The organism is Pseudomonas sp. MYb327 (genome assembly GCF_040438925.1).
Taxonomy (GTDB): domain Bacteria; phylum Pseudomonadota; class Gammaproteobacteria; order Pseudomonadales; family Pseudomonadaceae; genus Aquipseudomonas.
This window is the reverse complement of sequence record NZ_CP159258.1, coordinates 1,036,276-1,053,320: the sequence shown is the minus strand read 5'-3', so window position 1 is coordinate 1,053,320 and position 17,045 is coordinate 1,036,276. Positions and strand designations below refer to the sequence as shown.

Below are 17,045 nucleotides of genomic sequence, written 5' to 3'. Positions count from 1 at the left end.
CTGGAGAAACCCCCGAGCGGCGGGGAGATAAGCCTAAGTGACCTGACCAGCCTTGAGCAGGACAGCAGGTCGTCTGTTGATTAGGAACGAGGACAGTGAAATAAAATTTAACAAGAACAGATGATCGCGAAGATCAATGGGCGTCCCAATGCAGCATCCGCATCCGGCAGTGCTTCATCGCATTGACGATGTGCTTTTCTACTAATGCCTTGGAAATGCCCAGTTGTTCGGCGATCTCCGGATGCGATAAACCTTCGATCTTGCGCAGCAGGAAACTTTCGCGGCACAACCGAGGCAGTTCTGCCAATGCACGCTGGAGCATGTCGAGGCGCTGACCGTGATCGAGGCTGCTGAGGGGGGATGGACTGAAGTAGCGTTCTTCATTGTCGAGCACGTCCAGCGACTCGACCTGGCGCAAGGCGTTGCGCCGATGATCGTCGATCACCAGGTTCAGCGCGGTGCGATAAAGAAAGGCCCGGGGTTGCTCGATCGGCGTGGCGCTGGAGCGTTCCAGGACCCGCAGATAAGCGTCATGCACCACATCTTCGGCGACCTGACGGTTGCCGAGCTTGGCGTTCAGGAAACACACCAGCTCGCGATAGTAGTTTTCCAACATGACTCCGGCACGGGGGCGGTTTCTGTCCTTGAACCAGGCTATCGGCCCCCAAAAACAGGCAGTGGCACGATAGTGGCAGCTTGAGGTGCGTAATTTATAGTAATTCTCATATAGATTTAAAGTATTGCTTTGTCTTGCCCGACAAATAGTCATGGTCTACAGGTGTATCCCCATATGTCCGGGGCTAAATTCTCTGTCCCTGTCGTCGTCTACAAGAACAGCTCCATGTCCCTGCCGGCTCCACGGCAGTGTTCAACTGCTTTGGAACCCTGCATGAAACGTCCCCGTCAGACCCGACGCGCCCTGCTTGTCGCACTCAGCCTGATCCCCGTAATCGCCGTGGCCGCCTGGCAAATTATCCCGCCCGGCCGGGACCAGTTCGCGACCGTGCAGGTCACCCGCGCCGACATCGAAAGCAGCGTCACGGCGTTGGGCACCCTGCAACCGAGGCGCTACGTCGACGTCGGCGCCCAGGCGTCCGGGCAGATTCAAAAGATCCACGTGGAAGTCGGCGATGTGGTCAAGGAAGGCCAGTTACTGGTGGAAATCGATCCGTCGACGCAACAGGCCAAACTCGACGCCGGGCGTTTCTCCATCGAAAACCTCAAGGCACAGCTCCAGGAGCAACGGGCGCAACACGACTTGGCCAAACAGAAATTCCAGCGCCAGCAAAATCTCAAGGCCGGCAACGCCACCCGCGAAGAAGACGTGCAGACCGCCCAGGCCGAACTGCGCGCCACCCAGGCGCGCATCGACATGTTCCAGGCGCAGATCCGCCAGGCCCAGGCCAGCCTGCGCAGCGATCAGGCCGAACTCGGTTACACGCGGATTTACGCGCCGATGTCCGGCACCGTGGTCGCACTCGACGCCCGTGAGGGCCAGACCCTCAACGCCCAGCAACAAACGCCACTGATTCTGCGCATTGCCAAACTGTCGCCGATGACCGTGTGGGCCGAGGTCTCCGAAGCCGATATCGGCCACGTCAAACCTGGCATGAATGCCTGGTTCACCACCCTCAGCGGCGGCACAAGACGCTGGAAAAGCACTGTGCGGCAGATTCTGCCGGTGCCGCCCAAACCCCTGGATCAAACGAGTCAGGGCGGTGGCAGCCCGGCCAGTTCGAGCAAAAGCGGCAGCGCGCGCGTGGTTCTGTACACCGTGTTACTCGACGTCGATAACGCCGATAACGCCTTGATGGCGGAAATGACCACCCAGGTATTTTTCGTCGCCGACCAGGCGCAAAACGTGCTGACCGCGCCGATTGCCGCGCTTCAAGCGGGCGCGCAAGCAGATCAGCAAACCGCACAAGTGGTCGCCAAAAACGGCAGCATCGAGCAACGCAACGTACGCACCGGCATCAGCGATCGCCTGCGGGTGCAGATCCTCGACGGCTTGCAGGAAGGCGATCATCTGTTGATCGGCCCGGCCGACGGGAGTGGCGGCTGAATGCAGACGCCTCTGATTGAACTGCAAGGCATCCGCAAAGCCTACGGCGGTGGCGACGCCCCTGAAGTTCACGTGTTGCGCGGCATTGACCTGTCGATCCATGCCGGTGAGTTCGTGGCGATTGTCGGCGCGTCCGGTTCCGGCAAGTCGACGCTGATGAACATTCTCGGCTGCCTCGACCGCCCGACCTCGGGCGAATATCGCTTCGCCGGGGAAAACGTCGCCGCTCTCGACAGCGATGCACTGGCCTGGCTGCGGCGCGAAGCTTTCGGTTTCGTGTTCCAGGGTTATCACCTGATCCCGTCCGGCTCGGCCCAGGAAAACGTCGAGATGCCGGCGATCTACGCAGGTTTACCGGCCGCCGAACGCCACGCCCGCGCCGCCGCCCTGCTCGACCGTCTCGGCCTGGCCACGCGCACCGGCAATCGCCCGCATCAGCTCTCCGGTGGCCAGCAGCAACGGGTGTCCATCGCCCGCGCCTTGATGAACGGCGGACACATCATCCTCGCCGACGAGCCCACCGGCGCCCTCGACAGCCACAGCGGCAAAGAAGTCATGGCGCTGCTCGACGAACTGGCGAGCCAAGGCCACGTCGTCATCCTCATCACCCACGACCGGGAAGTGGCGGCGCGGGCCAAGCGCATCATCGAGATTCGCGACGGCCTGATCATCAGCGACAGCGCCCGTGACAATCCAGGCGCGCAACATTCGGCCAACCCCGGAGCCCTTCAAGCCGTCGATTTGCGCAAACGCCTGAGCGAAGGCGCCGAAGCCACCGGTGCCTGGAAAGGCGAACTGCTCGATGCGGTGCAAGCGGCGTGGCGGGTGATGTGGATCAACAAGTTCCGCACCGCGCTGACGCTGCTCGGCATCATCATCGGCGTCGCCTCGGTGGTGGTGATGCTCGCAGTCGGTGAAGGCAGCAAGCGCCAGGTCATGGCGCAAATGGGCGCATTCGGCTCCAACATCATTTACCTCAGCGGCTCGGCGCCAAACCCGCGAACGCCGCTGGGCATCATCACCCTGGACGAAGTCAAAGCCGTGGCCAGCCTGCCGCAAGTGATGCGGATCATGCCAGTCAACGGCCAGGAGGCCGGGGTGCGCTTCGGCAACCTCGACCACTTGAGCTACGTCGGCGGCAATGACACCAACTTCCCGGCGATCTTCAACTGGCCCGTGGTCGAAGGCAGCTACTTCACCGAAGCCGATGAACAGAATGCCGCCGCCGTGGCTGTGATCGGCCACAAGGTGCGGACTAAACTGCTCAAGGACGTCGCCAATCCCATCGGCCAGTACATCCTGATCGAAAACGTGCCGTTCCAGGTGGTTGGCGTGCTGGCGGAAAAAGGCGCCAGTTCCGGCGACTCCGACAGCGACGACCGCATCGCCATTCCCTACTCCGCCGCCAGCGTGCGCTTGTTCGGCACCCACAATCCGGAGTACATCGCGATTGCCGCCGCCGATGCGCGCAAGGTCAAGGAAACCGAGCACGCCATCGAGCAACTGATGCTGCGCCTGCACAACGGCAAAAAGGATTTCGAGCTGACCAACAACGCGGCGATGATCCAGGCCGAGGCGCGCACGCAAAACACCCTGTCGCTGATGCTCGGTTCAATCGCGGCGATTTCGTTGTTGGTGGGCGGCATCGGTGTGATGAACATCATGCTCATGACCGTGCGCGAGCGCACCCGCGAGATCGGTATTCGCATGGCCACCGGCGCCCGGCAACGGGACATCCTGCGTCAGTTCCTCACCGAAGCGGTGATGCTCTCGGTGGTCGGCGGATTGGCCGGGATCGCTCTGGCGCTGTTCGTCGGTGGTGTGCTGATCCTCAGCGAAGTCGCCGTAGCGTTCTCCTTGATAGCCGTGCTTGGCGCCTTCGGCTGCGCCCTTGTCACCGGTGTTGTCTTCGGCTTCATGCCGGCCCGCAAAGCTGCCCGGCTCGACCCGGTCACGGCCCTTACCAGTGAATGATTTCTCCATGAAGCCGCCATTGAGTCTGTTGACCCTCTGCCTGTTGCTCGGTGCTTGCGGCAGTCCTGCCCAGCGCCCGGACAGCGGCATCCAGCCACCCGCCAACTGGCAATCGCCACACAACCAAGGCGCCATTCATGACAACCGGCAATGGTGGAACCGGTTCGGCAGTCCACAGTTGGGACGGCTCATCGAACAGGCCCGAGTCGGCAGTTACGATCTGGCCGCCGCCATCGCCCGGGTGCGCCAGGCACAAGCCCAAACCGTGATCGCTGGCGGCTCGCAGCTGCCGGAGGTCAAAGCCGCACTTAATGCCAATCGGCAGAAACTGCTGCGCGGCGATGGCTACAGCCAACTGGACGCGGACAGCGACAACAGCGCCGTCGACTACTTCAACGCCAGCCTCAGTGCCAGTTACGAAATCGACTTCTGGGGTGGCCAGCGCGCCTCCCGCGACAGCGCGCAATTTGCCTTGCAGGCCAGCGAGTTCGATCAGGCGACCGTGGAGCTGACGCTACTCAGCGGTGTGGCCAACGGCTACGCGCAGACCTTGTCGTTGCAGGAGCAGAGCCGCATTGCCGAGTTGAATCTGACCAATGCGCAGAACGTTCTGAAACTGGTGCAGACCCGCTTCGATTCAGGCTCGGCGACAGCCCTCGAACTGGCCCAGCAAAAAAGCCTGGTGGCGGCGCAACAACGGCAATTGCCGCTGGTGCAGCAACAGGCCAGGGACGCGCAAATCAGCCTCGCCACCCTGCTCGGCCGCCCGGTGCAGGAACTGACGCTGGGCCAGGAACACTTCGATCAATTGTCCTGGCCGGCCATCGACGCCGGTGTACCCAGCCAGTTGCTCAGCCGTCGCCCGGACATTGCCCGAGCTGAAGCGCAACTGGCCGCCGCCGAGGCTGACGTCACCGTCGCCCGCGCCGCGATGTTGCCGACCGTGACCCTGAGCGCAGAAATCGGCTCCGGCGCCGACAACGCCGGCGACGTCCTGCGCAGCCCCTTTTACAACCTGACCGCCGGGTTGCTTGCGCCGGTGTTCAACAACGGTCGCCTGGGCGCAGAGCGCGACAAAGCCACGGCTCGACAGGAAGAACTGCTGGAAACCTATCGCGGCGCGATCATCAACGGTTTCGCCGATGTGGAAAAAGCCCTGAACAGCATTCGCGGCCTGGACGAACAGCGGCGATGGCAAAGCGAGGAACTGAGCCAGGCGCAGACCGCGTTCAACATTGCGCAAAGTCGCTATGAGGCCGGGGCCGAGGATTTGCTGACCGTGCTGGAGACCCAGCGCACGCTGTATGCCGCGCAGGATTTGAATGTGCAGCTGCGGTTGTCGCGGATGCAGGCGAGTATTGCGTTGTACAAGGCGCTGGGGGGTGGGTGGCAGGCTTTGTAAATGTGGCGCCTGCAGGCCGCCATCGCTGGCAAGCCAGCTCCTACAGGGATGTGTATGTTTCGCAAAATTTGGGCATGACGCGATACCTGTAGGAGCCGGCTTGCCAGCGATCGAACGATATCGCGGTCCTCAAACCTGATTTTGCCTCGCCTTCAGATTGCGCGCATACCACGGCCGCTGCGGCACCTTCCTGAACAAATCCGCGAGTTTCTTTTCATCTTCGCCAAAGGTAATCCGCAACGCCAGTTTCATGGTCTCCGGGTCCATCTCTACTGACTTGCCCGCCTGCAACCCCGGCGTGGTGTTGCAACCATGTGTGCTCGGGCCGAGCCATGGATCGTCAATTTCAACCCAACGACCCGGCGCGAACCACTGCACGCCGTTGACCTCAAGCCGACTGACTTCCCCCGGATGGAACCGCTCATGAGCGCGGAACCAGTCTTCCAGGCGATCGTCGATCCAGCCGTGGAAATGCCAGAACACCGGGTTCACATGGGACGAAAACGGGTCGCCGAGGAAGTCGTTTTCCGGCGCAAACCAGCGCGCGGAGAAGTCCGACGGATCGCGGGCGAACGGCACGGGCTGGCCGTTGGACGGATCGCGCGGCACCGAGGCCCAGCGCATGTGCAGCCAGTCGTGCAGCCCCAGCTCCACCTCCGATCCAAACTGCCCCAACGTCAACTTCGACAGATAACGAGGATCGCGATACTGCGATTCCCAGACCTGGAAATTGCTGTGATAAGTCTCGGCAGTTTTGATGTCGGCGACCCATTGCGAATATTCGGCATCGTCATCCGCCAGCCATGTCGGTGGCAGCGCCGTGCCGTCATGATTGTCGAAGTAATGGGCGAAACCGATGCGATCCCGCGCCAGTTCCGGTTGCGGCAGCGGGAACTGCTGCCAGGACGGCAAGTCTTGCAGGGAACGCGCCGTGCCGAGCATGTGCCGGTGCATGAAGAAAAAATCCACGCCCGAGCCGTTGCGATCCTTGCGCTTGCCCCGGGCATCGCGCTCCTTATCTCGCGGGCCAGGCTGCCAGCCGATGCCGCGCAAAGCGTTGCGCTTGTCTTCGGGCAAGGTGTGCCATTTGTCCCGGGACGCGTGCCAGAGCTGATGAAAAAGGCGATGTTCGGGGGATACCAGCCAGGCCAACAGCGGCGGTTCAAGCCCCGTGCGCTCGCGGGCCTCGGGGAATACGCGTTTGACGGCGATGAAGCGATTGTCCTGGGCGGTCATCATCAGCGGCCGATCCAGATCCACCACGCGACCACTGAGCGAACCGCTGCCGGCATTGCCGAACCCGGCCCAGACTTCGTCCAGCGCCATGCTGAATTCGTAATCGCAAGTGCCCTGGGTGCCGAGCAAGCGCCAGCTCAACTGCGCCGGTTTGATCCCGGCCAGATCGCCGAGCACCCGGTAACGCGGTTGTTCGTTCGAGCGCAAACGCTCGGCGGTGTCGAGAAACCCGGTCAGGCCGCGCCCCTTGTGGCCGATGTCGAGAAACACCTCCAGGCCGTCCCGAGGCAAGCCTTCAAGCCCCGCATCACGACCTTCGAAGCGAATCTGCCAGACACCGCGCAGTGCGTCGGCCAAGCGTTGACCGGCGGCATCCGCGACATCGAACGTCGCTTCGCCGGGGGTGATTGTCGGGTCTGGTTTCGTCCATTCGCGATGCCCATAAAAAGCTGCAGGCACGGCGGCGCCGGTCAGCGCCAGGCCTGCCATGAACCATCGTCGAGAAATCGTCATTGCCCTACCTGTGTCAGCCCTGAAGCAGGCTTTATCCAAGCTAGAACGTTTGTTGCGCGCACAAATTTAAAAGCATCGCTGGCAAGCCACACACAGTTGACAGTGGTGTTCACGGTGGGAGCTGGCTTGCCAGCGATCAGGCCCGCACACACTAAATTCCTTCGCCAGCCATACGTTCTTCCCAGATAGCAAAGCCCCCTGCGCTCATACCGGGGCGGCAAACCTGACTGGAACGGCAATGACAAAACCACGTTCGAAAAAGGCTCTTTTCATCGGCCTGCCGCTGGCGCTGGCGATCAGCGCGGGAGCGGGCTTTGCGGCCTGGGGTTTCTGGTTCAAGGACAATCCCGGCTACCCTGCCAACGTCATGAAACAGGCCGATGAGCTGCAGGAACGCCTGCTCTCGTTCGACAGCCACATCACCGTGCCCATGGATTTCGGCACCGCCGGCAATGAGGCCGACAAGGACGGCAGCGGCCAGTTCGACTTGATCAAGACCGGACGCGGACGCTTATCCGGCGCGGCCCTGACGATCTTCGGCTGGCCGGAAATCTGGAACGGTGAAAACGCGCCGCATCGCCCCACCGCCGGCTTCATCGAAGAAGCACGTTTCGAGCAGGAAACCCGCTACAAAATCATCTCGACGATGGTGCGCGACTTCCCCAATCAAGTCGCCATCGCCTACACCCCCGACGATTTCCGCCGACTTCATGGCGAAGGCAAGTTTGCGATTTTCCTCAGCATGCTCAACGCCTATCCGCTGGGTAACGACCTCAATGCCCTTGACCAGTGGGCCGCCCGGGGTATGCGCATGTTCGGCTTCAGCTATGTGGGCAACAACGCCTGGGCCGACTCGTCGCGGCCGCTGCCGTTTTTCAACGATTCCCGCGATGCCCTCGGCGGGCTTTCGGACATCGGCAAACAAGCGGTGCATCGTCTCAATGACCTCGGCGTGATCATCGATGTGTCGCAGATGTCGACCAAGGCCCTGGAGCAAGTTGCCCGTTTGAGTCGCACGCCGATGGTGGCCTCCCACTCCGCGCCGCGCGCGTTGGTGGACATCCCGCGCAACCTCAGCGATCACGAAATGCAGTTGATCAAGGACAGCGGCGGCGTGGTGCAGATCGTCGGCTTCCCGACATACATCCGCCCGCTGAGCCAGGCCACCCAGAACAAACTCAACGCCCTGCGCGCGCGCTTCGACCTGCAACCGTTGCAGGGCCTGGAGATGGCGTTGATGCCCGGCGATCCGATTATCACCGTCTGGTCCGAACAGCGTTTCGGCGAATACGCCAGCGAGCTCTACGCGATTGTCGACGAAGAACCCAAGGCCACCCTCAAGGATTACGGCGACGCCATTGACTACGCGGTGAGGAAAATCGGCATCGATCACGTCGGCATCAGCTCCGACTTCAACGACGGCGGCGGCCTCGATGGCTGGAAGGATGTCAGCGAAGCACGCAACGTCACCGCCGAGTTGATCAGTCGTGGTTACAGCGAGGCCGATATCGCCAAGCTCTGGGGCGGCAATTTCCTGCGGGTCTGGGACCAGGTGCAGAAGTCCTCCAGGCCTGTGGCGAAAAACTGATTTCCTCTTTTGCATAAGCGAACCGAGCCCATGACCAACCGTCGTTCTTTCCTCAAGCAGGCCGGCATTCTCGCCGCCGGCCTGCCCCTGACCGCTGGCGTGAACCTGCCGGCGCTGGCCGGTAATCCGCCGCCATTGCCCAAGGGCAAATGGGCGCAACTGCGGCAGTTGTTCAATCAGGACCCGGACTACCTGCACTTCGCCAATTTCCTGGTGACCTCGCACCCGACGCCGGTGCGCAACGCCATCGACATGCACCGCACCAATATCGACCGCAACCCCGGTCGAGCCATGGACTGGGACCTGCAGGAAACCGAGAAACGCGAGCATAACGTGCGGGTCTGGGCCGGCCGTTACCTGAATGCCAAGCCTGAGCAGATTGCCCTCACCGGCAGCACCACCGAAGGCCTGGCAATGGTTTATGGCGGCATTCATGTGCGCCCGGATCAGGAAATTCTGGTGAGCGAACACGAACACTATTCCACCCACTACACCCTGGAATTTCGCCAGCAACGCCAAGGCACCAAGGTGCGCAAACTCAAGCTGTTCGAAAACAGTCGCGATATGTCGGTGGACGAAGTGTTGGACTCGATCGCCAAAGGCATCCGCCCCGAAACCCGCGTTTTGGGCATGACCTGGGTGCAATCGGGCAGTGGCGTAAAACTGCCGATCGGCGAAATTGGCAAACTGGTCGAAGAGCACAACCAAAAGCGCGACGAAAAGGACCGTATCCTTTATGTGGTCGACGGTGTTCACGGCTTTGGTGTCGAGGACCTCGAGTTTCCCGACATGCACTGCGACTTCTTCATCGCCGGCACCCACAAATGGATGTTCGGCCCACGTGGCACCGGGATCATCTGCGCCCGTTCGGCCGAACTCAAGGACGTCACGCCGATCATTCCAACCTTCTCCGAAGCCACCACTTTCTCGACCATCATGACCCCCGGCGGTTATCACAGCTTCGAACACCGCTGGGCGACGGACGAAGCGTTCAAGTTGCACCTGGATTTGGGCAAGGCAGAGGTTCAGACACGGATTCACGCGCTCAACACCTATGCCAAGAATCGCCTGCTGGAACTGCCGCAGATCGAACTGGTCACGCCGCAAAGTCCGCAGCTGTCGGCCGGTTTCACGTTCTTCCGGATCAAGGATATGAACTGCGAAAAAGTCGCCGCAGGGCTGATGCAGAACCGCGTGGTCTGCGACTCGGTCGACCGCGACGTCGGCCCGGTGATCCGCATCGCCCCCGGCCTGCTCAACAGCGAACACGAAATCGACCGCTTCATGGGGCTGCTGAATAAAACAGTATGACGCTGAACCCTGTGGGAGCGAGCCTGCTCGCGATGGGGCCGCCACATCCAACATCGATGCTGACTGATCTACCGCTATCGCCAGCAAGCCGGCTCCTACAGGTCCGGTTTTCAACGGTTTTTTCTTTGATCGAGACGACTCATGAACACTGATCTGCTGACCCTGCCGCTCAAGGCCATCGCCTTGTCCGCCCTCATGGCCGGCCTGCTCCCCATTGCCGCCAGCGCCGCCACGGCCCCGCCACCGGGCAAGGTCTTCAAAGACTGCAAAAACTGCCCGGAAATGGTCGTACTGCCCGCCGGAAGCTTCACCATGGGCACCCCGGAAGACGAAGTCGGCCGCGAGCCCGATGAAGGGCCGATGCATGAGGTGACCTTCGCCAAGCCATTCGCCATGAGCCGGTTCCAGGTGACCGCCGGAGAGTGGGACAACTACGTGCGCGAGAGCGGCGTGACCATTGCCAATGGCGATAGCCGGCCCGGTCGCGAGTGCATCGCCAGCAAGCCGCGTTATCCGCAGAGTCCGCGCCAGCCGGCGGTGTGCATGAACTTCGATGACGTGAAGAACTACGTCGCCTGGCTGTCGAAAAAGACCGGGCAGAAGTACCACATGGTCAGCGAAGCCCAGCGCGAATACGCTGCCCGTGGCGGCAGCAAAGGCCCGTTCCCCTTTCCGTTCGATGACGGCAAGGAATACAGCATCGCCAAACATGCCAACACCTACGGCCCAACGGACGGCTACAGCTTCAGTTCGCCGGTGGGCAGCTATCCGCCCAACGCCTTCGGCATGTATGACATGCACGGCAACGTTTACGAATGGGTCGAAGACTGCGAACACCCGAACTACGTTGGCGCCCCCACCGATGGCAGCGCCTGGCTGGAACCCAATTGCGAAGCCGTGCGCATTCGCGGCAATGACTGGGGCGAAGCGCCGGTGTTCTCCCGCTCCGGCAACCGCAACAGCCAGTACCCGCACGAGCGTGGCGACTGGATGGGCTTTCGCGTTGTACGTGATCTGTAAATTCACATACCCATCGCCATCGCTGGCAAGCCATCGCCTACAGGTTTGCGATGCGGCGTGATGGTTTGGCACGACACAAATCCGTAGGAGCCGGCTTGCTGGCGATGGCGGTGCATCAGGCGACATCGATGTGGACTGACCCACCGCCATCGCTGGCAAGCCAGCGCCTACAGATTCCTACGCGCAGCCGATCCGCCAGTCGACAACTATCTAAATTAAGCCTTCGACCACACGTTCTATTGGGTATCTGCCTTACGACCCAAGGAACAGTCTTCCATGACCCAGCCAACCCGTGGCGCCATCGGCGAGTTGTTCGCCCTGTTGAAACCCTTTCGACTCATCGTCGCCGCCTCCATTTTCCTGGGCATGGTCGGCGGCCTGAGCGTCACGGTGCTATTGGCGACCATCAACAACGCCCTGCATTCGGAAAGCGGCCTGACCCAAGGCGTTGTAGCGCTGTTCGCCGGACTGTGCCTGTTGGCACTGGCCAGTTCGATCTGTTCCGACATCGGCACCAACTACGTCGGCCAGCACATCATCGCCAAGCTGCGCAAACAGCTGGGTGAAAAGGTCCTGTCGGCACCGATCGAACAGATCGAGCGCTACCGCAGCCATCGCCTGATCCCGGTGCTGACGCACGACGTCGACACCATCAGCGACTTCGCCTTCGCCTTCGCACCCCTGGCGATTTCCGTCACGGTCACCCTCGGTTGCATGGGCTACCTGGCGATTCTGTCGTGGCCGATGTTCCTCATCATGGTTGCCGCGATCCTGATCGGCACGGCGATCCAGGCTTATGCCCAGAGCAAAGGCGTGCAGGGTTTCATGGCCGCCCGTGACGCTGAAGACGAATTGCAAAAGCACTACAACGCAATTGCCGAAGGCGCCAAGGAACTGCGCATCCACCGGCCACGCCGTCAACGCATGTTCACCTCGGGCATCGAGGCCACCGCCGAGTTCATCTGCAATACCCAGGTGCGTTCGATCAACACCTTCGTCATCGCCAAGACCTTCGGCTCGATGCTGTTCTTCGTGGTTATCGGCCTGGCCCTGGCCCTGCAAACCTTTTGGCCAAGCGCCGACAAAACCGTGATGAGCGGCTTCGTGCTGGTGCTGCTGTACATGAAAGGTCCGCTGGAGCACCTGATTAGTACCCTGCCCATCGTCAGCCGCGCACAGATTGCCTTCCGCCGCATCGCCGAATTGTCGGAGCAGTTTTCCACACCAGAACCGCACTTGCTGCTGAGCGATCAAGGCAACGTCAAACCTGCCGTGCACGATCTGCAACTGGCAGACGTGCGCTATGCCTTCCCGTCGGTAGACGGCGCCGCGCCGTTTCAACTGGGGCCGGTCAACCTGTCGATCAAACAGGGCGACATCACCTTCATCGTCGGCGAAAACGGTTGCGGCAAGACCACGCTGATCAAGTTGCTACTGGGCCTGTACACGCCGCAGCAGGGCGAAATCCGCGTCAATGGCGAAACCATCGACGCCCGGAACCGCGACGATTATCGCCAATTGTTCACCACCATCTTCGCCGACTACTACCTGTTCGACGATGTGGTCCAGGGCGACAGGCAGATCCCGGACGACGCGAATAAATACCTGCAACGCCTGGAGATTGCGCACAAGGTCAGCGTCAAGGACGGCAACTTCACCACCACCGACCTCTCCACAGGGCAACGCAAACGCCTGGCGCTGGTCAACGCGTGGCTGGAAGAACGCCCGGTGCTGGTGTTCGACGAATGGGCCGCCGACCAGGACCCGACCTTCCGCCGAATCTTCTACACCGAGCTGCTGCCGGACCTGAAACGCCTGGGCAAGACCATCATCGTGATCTCCCACGATGACCGTTATTTCGACGTCGCCGACCAATTGGTGCGCATGGAGAGTGGCCGCGTTGTTACCGAACTGATGACTGCCTGAACCCACATATCACTAACCCTGTAGGAGCCGGCTTGCTGTCGATAGCGGCCTATCAATCAACATTGGTGGTGCCTGACACACTGCTATCGCCAGCAAGCCGGCTCCTACAGGTTTTTTATCCGGCAAAAACCCGGTCATTCATCGTTTTGAAATTTCTTTTCCGGTTTCGCATTCGCGCCTCGTCTTAATAATCATTCCTATTAACAAAAACTCTGCACGACACTTTTCAGGAGCACAGGCAAGTAATGCGATCTCTTCCACGCCGCACACCTCTCGCGCTGGCCGTACAGCGCCCGACTCTGCACAGAAACCTGTTGACCAGCGTTCTGCTGACCGCCACCTTGCTGGGGAGCTCGATGGCCAATGCTGCACCTGTGAAAGTGAGTATTGCCGTACAACCACTGTCCAGCGCACTGACCGAACTGGGCATGCAGACCAACCTGCAAATCCTCTACAGCCCGGATCAGGTTGCCGGCATCAAGTCCCGCGCAGTTTCCGGGTCGCTTGAACCTTCCGCGGCACTGGCCGAGATGCTCAAAGGCACCGGCATTTCGTTCCAGATCAACGGCAACAGCGTGACCCTGGTATCCGGCGGCGGCTCGAGCCTGCAACTGGGCGCGACCACCATTTCCGGCCAGGCATTGGGCCTGACCACCGAAGACACCGGTTCCTACACCACCGGCGCGACCACCACCGCCACCAAGCTGCCGCTGACCATCCGTGAAACGCCGCAATCGGTGACCGTGGTCACTCGCCAGCAAATGGACGACCGTGGCGTCACCAGTGTCAGCGACGCCTTGCGCAACACCCCCGGCGTCACCATGCAGAAGTACGACAGTGACCGCACCGAGTTTTCCGCCCGGGGCTTTGCCATCACCAACTTTCAATACGATGGCGTCAACATTCCCTACGACGGCGTGTACGGTGAAAACCCGAACAACAGCGACGACTCGGCCAGCCTCGACCGCATCGAAATCATCAAGGGCTCGACCGGCCTGATGACCGGCGCCGGTGATCCAGCCGCCACCGTCAACCTGGTGCGTAAAAAACCGACCAAGGACTTCAAGGCCTCGGTCAGCGCCACCGCCGGTTCGTGGGACAACTACCGCACCGAAGGCGACGTCTCCGGCTCGCTCAACGATACCGGCAGCGTGCGCGGCCGCTTCGTCGGCGCCCTGCAAGACAAAGATTCGTACATCGACCACTACAGCCAGAAGAAAGACCTGTACTACGGCGTCCTCGAAGCCGACCTGACCGACGACACCCTGCTGACCCTGGGCGTCGACCAGTCCAGCGCCACTCCGCGCGGCAGTTCCTGGACCGGTAACTCGCCGTTCTACACCGATGGCGGCCGGACCGAGTTCTCCCGCAGTTTCAACCCGGGCGCCGACTGGAGCCGTCGTGACTTCGACAGCACCACCTACTTCGCGTCTCTGGAACAAGCGCTGGCCAATGACTGGAAGCTCAAAGTCAGCCTCGACCAGAAAACCACCGATCACGATACCCAACTGGCCTCGGCCAGCGGCGGCAACCCGGATCGCACCACCGGCGAAGGCACATTCTTTTACTGGGGGCGCTGGGAAGGCCATCGCGTACAAAACACGGCTGACGTCAATGTCTCCGGCCCGTTCACCCTGGGTGGTCGCGAGCATGAATTGGTGGCAGGTTTCATGACCTCTCACTCCCGTCAAACCGGTGCGACTTACGACACCAGCGCCTTCGAACTGGTGCCGGGTAACATCTTTGACTGGGAAGGTCACATCGCCAAACAGGAGTTCCCGAAAAACGGCAAATACGAGCGGACCCAGAGCCAGAACGGCGCTTACCTGGCCACGCGCCTGCGCCCGACCGACGACCTGTCGTTCATCCTCGGTGGCCGTGTCAGCACCTTCAAGTACAACGAAGACTACAGCTACTACCCGGGTGCCGGCCTGGCCGATACTCACGCCAGCTATAAGGAACACGGCGTCGTCACGCCTTACGCCGGTGTGGTCTACGACCTGGACGATACCTACTCGGTCTACGCCAGCTATACCAGCATCTACCAGCCACAAATCTACAAGGACGCTAGCGGCAAGACCCTCGAGCCGGTTGAAGGCAACAGCTACGAGACCGGTCTGAAAGCGGCCTACTTCGAAGGCAAGTTGAACGCCAGCCTGGCCTTCTTCCGCATCGAACAGGACAACGTCGCCCAGTACGTCGCCACCGACACCACCACCGGGCAGGATGTCTACAAACCAATCTCCGGCGCGACCACCCAAGGCCTGGAACTGGAGATGGCCGGCGAACTGGCCGAAGGCTGGAATCTGTCGGCCGGCTACACCTACGCCCGCACCCGCGACGAAGACGAGCAGCGCATCTTCGGCTTCCCGCTGGCCACCACCAAACCCGAGCATGTGGTGCGTACTTTCACCACCTACCGCCTGCCCGGCGCGCTTGACCAGTTCACCGTCGGTGGCGGCGTCAGCTGGCAGAGTTCGTTCTACGGCCAGAGCTTCAACCCGAGCGTCGATGGCAGCGGCGTGGGCTCCACCGTCAATCTCAAGCAAGGCGGCTACACCCTTGTCGACCTGATGACCCGTTTCCAATACGACGAGCACCTGAGCTTCACCGCCAACGCCAACAACGTCTTCGACAAGAAGTACCTGACCGGCCTGGGTAACTTCGGCACCACCTTCTACGGCGAGCCGCGTAACCTGCAACTGACCGCGAAGTACGACTTCTGAGTCTGAGCTGAAACAAAAAATGCCCGCATTGTGAGATGCGGGCATTTTTTATGGCTGAAGGGTTTTGGTGAAAGTGATGCCGCCATCGCTGGCAAGCCAGCTCCCACAGGATTGATGTGGATCGCATTATTTGAGCACGACGCAATAACTGTGGGAGCTGGCTTGCGAGCGATGGCGATAGTTATCTCACCACACACCCTCGGACCAGCCACAAAAAATTCAAATCACAACCGCGAACGCACCCACCCCGCCACTTGCGCATGAATCCCTTCCACCTCGCCCAACAACCCCGCCATGCGCAAAAAGTCATGGGTCATGCCTGGCTGTTCCAGCAACGTCACTTCATTCCCTGCTGCTTGTAGGCGCTCGGCGTAGGCCAGGCCTTCGTCATGCAACGGATCATGTCCGGCCAGGTACACCAGTGCCGGCGCCAGGCCTGACAAGTCGCCGGCCAGCAGCGGCGAGCAGCGCCAGTCCGCGAGGTCCTGCGGTGTGCGCCCGTAGTGAGCGTAGAACCAGTCCAGCGTCGGGCTTTCCAGCAAATAACCCTCGGCAAAATCCCGGTGCGAAGCACGGTGGGTGGTGGCGTCGGTGACCGGATACACCAGCAATTGCGCCTTGGGTTTCAGCGACAATTCCTGAGGTTCACGCACAGCGATGATCGACAGCACCGTGGCCAGGGTCGCGCCAACGCTGTCACCGGCCAATGCCACCCGCGTGGCATCCAGACCATGGGCTGCGCCCTCGCGAACCAGCCAGTTTCCCGCATCGCAGGCATCCTGCACCGGCGTAGGAAAACGCCACTCCGGCGCCAGGCGATAATCCACCGTCAACAAGGCAAAACCACCCTGCGCCGCGAGCCGTCGGCACAGCGCATCGTGGGACTCAAGGCTGCCGACCACGTAGCCGCCGCCATGGAAATACAGCATCACCGGTTGCAGCCCGGCCGCTGATTGCCCGTCGCGATACAGCCGTGCGCGAAGGCTGTGACCATCTCGCGCGGCGATGGTGAAATCCTCGCCCGCAATGTGCTCCAGCGGCACATCGAGAAACCCCGAGGCCGCTTCAAAATCGATCCGCGCCTGTTGCGGCGTCTGTTCGTGCATCGGGCGACTTTTACCGGTCAGGCGGCCGAACTCGGCGAGTTCGAGAAAAGCTTCAAGTTCTGGCAACACAGCCATGGGACGAGTCCTTTTACACAAAGAGGGCATAAAAAATCCTGTAGGAGCTGGCTTGCCAGCGATGGAGTCGAGCGCGCCGCGTTTATCCAGATAAATACGCGTCATC

General features: G+C 61.1%; 11 protein-coding genes. 8 read left to right on the top strand and 3 right to left on the bottom strand.

Annotated elements, in window-relative coordinates:
* Window positions 1-133: 133 nt before the first annotated feature.
* Complete coding sequence (locus tag ABVN21_RS04710) at window positions 134-616, bottom strand: sigma-70 family RNA polymerase sigma factor (protein ID WP_353637225.1); 483 nt, start codon at window positions 614-616, stop codon at window positions 134-136.
* Window positions 617-889: 273 nt separating this feature from the next.
* Between ABVN21_RS04710 and ABVN21_RS04705 the strand changes: the two genes are divergently transcribed.
* Genes ABVN21_RS04705 through ABVN21_RS04695 form a run of 3 tightly spaced genes read left to right on the top strand, consistent with a single transcriptional unit; the run spans window position 890 to window position 5,438 of the window.
* Window positions 890-2,062: an efflux RND transporter periplasmic adaptor subunit gene (locus tag ABVN21_RS04705; RefSeq protein ID WP_339556049.1), complete on the top strand. Its 1,173-nt coding sequence runs from the start codon at window positions 890-892 to the stop codon at window positions 2,060-2,062.
* Complete coding sequence (locus ABVN21_RS04700; RefSeq protein WP_339556050.1) at window positions 2,063-4,036, top strand: MacB family efflux pump subunit; 1,974 nt, start codon at window positions 2,063-2,065, stop codon at window positions 4,034-4,036.
* Between the two features lie 7 nt (window positions 4,037-4,043).
* Window positions 4,044-5,438, top strand: coding sequence for an efflux transporter outer membrane subunit (locus ABVN21_RS04695; protein ID WP_339556051.1), 1,395 nt, complete (start codon window positions 4,044-4,046; stop codon window positions 5,436-5,438).
* 129 nt (window positions 5,439-5,567) lie between these two features.
* Here ABVN21_RS04695 and ABVN21_RS04690 read toward each other — a convergent pair whose 3' ends face one another.
* A complete protein-coding gene (locus ABVN21_RS04690; protein ID WP_339556052.1) occupies window positions 5,568-7,187 on the bottom strand; it encodes a PvdJ/PvdD/PvdP-like protein in 1,620 nt (539 codons plus the stop codon).
* A 238-nt stretch (window positions 7,188-7,425) separates the two neighbouring features.
* On the opposite strand from ABVN21_RS04690, the gene pvdM reads away from it, so the two are divergent.
* The 5 genes from pvdM to ABVN21_RS04665 all read left to right on the top strand — a co-directional run bounded on the left by pvdM (window position 7,426) and on the right by ABVN21_RS04665 (window position 15,758).
* Complete coding sequence (gene pvdM / locus ABVN21_RS04685; protein WP_339556053.1) at window positions 7,426-8,775, top strand: pyoverdine-tailoring dipeptidase-like protein PvdM; 1,350 nt, start codon at window positions 7,426-7,428, stop codon at window positions 8,773-8,775.
* Window positions 8,776-8,805: 30 nt separating this feature from the next.
* Window positions 8,806-10,086 (top strand): aminotransferase class V-fold PLP-dependent enzyme, encoded by a 1,281-nt coding sequence (locus ABVN21_RS04680; RefSeq protein WP_339556054.1) that lies wholly within the window; start codon window positions 8,806-8,808, stop codon window positions 10,084-10,086.
* Between the two features lie 141 nt (window positions 10,087-10,227).
* On the top strand, window positions 10,228-11,106 hold the full coding sequence (locus ABVN21_RS04675; protein ID WP_339556055.1) for a formylglycine-generating enzyme family protein: 879 nt from the start codon (window positions 10,228-10,230) through the stop codon (window positions 11,104-11,106).
* 276 nt (window positions 11,107-11,382) lie between these two features.
* The gene (locus ABVN21_RS04670; protein WP_339556056.1) at window positions 11,383-13,032 is read left to right on the top strand and encodes a cyclic peptide export ABC transporter; all 1,650 of its coding nucleotides are present in this window, start codon (window positions 11,383-11,385) and stop codon (window positions 13,030-13,032) included.
* A 245-nt stretch (window positions 13,033-13,277) separates the two neighbouring features.
* Window positions 13,278-15,758: a TonB-dependent siderophore receptor gene (locus ABVN21_RS04665; RefSeq protein WP_339556057.1), complete on the top strand. Its 2,481-nt coding sequence runs from the start codon at window positions 13,278-13,280 to the stop codon at window positions 15,756-15,758.
* Window positions 15,759-15,982: 224 nt separating this feature from the next.
* On the opposite strand, the gene ABVN21_RS04660 is transcribed toward ABVN21_RS04665, so the two are convergent.
* Window positions 15,983-16,939, bottom strand: coding sequence for an alpha/beta hydrolase (locus tag ABVN21_RS04660; RefSeq protein ID WP_339556058.1), 957 nt, complete (start codon window positions 16,937-16,939; stop codon window positions 15,983-15,985).
* Between the last annotated feature and the right edge of the window lie 106 nt (window positions 16,940-17,045).

Excerpts from the sequence above, each read along its gene's own strand:
- ABVN21_RS04695 (WP_339556051.1), top strand. The coding sequence starts at position 4,044 with ATGAAGCCGCCATTGAGTCTGTTGACCCTCTGCCTGTTGCTCGGTGCT.
- ABVN21_RS04680 (WP_339556054.1), top strand. The coding sequence starts at position 8,806 with ATGACCAACCGTCGTTCTTTCCTCAAGCAGGCCGGCATTCTCGCCGCC.
- pvdM (WP_339556053.1), top strand. The coding sequence starts at position 7,426 with ATGACAAAACCACGTTCGAAAAAGGCTCTTTTCATCGGCCTGCCGCTG.
- ABVN21_RS04670 (WP_339556056.1), top strand. The coding sequence starts at position 11,383 with ATGACCCAGCCAACCCGTGGCGCCATCGGCGAGTTGTTCGCCCTGTTG.
- ABVN21_RS04700 (WP_339556050.1), top strand. The coding sequence starts at position 2,063 with ATGCAGACGCCTCTGATTGAACTGCAAGGCATCCGCAAAGCCTACGGC.
- ABVN21_RS04675 (WP_339556055.1), top strand. The coding sequence starts at position 10,228 with ATGAACACTGATCTGCTGACCCTGCCGCTCAAGGCCATCGCCTTGTCC.
- ABVN21_RS04690 (WP_339556052.1), bottom strand. The coding sequence starts at position 7,187 with ATGACGATTTCTCGACGATGGTTCATGGCAGGCCTGGCGCTGACCGGC.
- ABVN21_RS04665 (WP_339556057.1), top strand. The coding sequence starts at position 13,278 with ATGCGATCTCTTCCACGCCGCACACCTCTCGCGCTGGCCGTACAGCGC.
- ABVN21_RS04710 (WP_353637225.1), bottom strand. The coding sequence starts at position 616 with ATGTTGGAAAACTACTATCGCGAGCTGGTGTGTTTCCTGAACGCCAAG.
- ABVN21_RS04705 (WP_339556049.1), top strand. The coding sequence starts at position 890 with ATGAAACGTCCCCGTCAGACCCGACGCGCCCTGCTTGTCGCACTCAGC.
- ABVN21_RS04660 (WP_339556058.1), bottom strand. The coding sequence starts at position 16,939 with ATGGCTGTGTTGCCAGAACTTGAAGCTTTTCTCGAACTCGCCGAGTTC.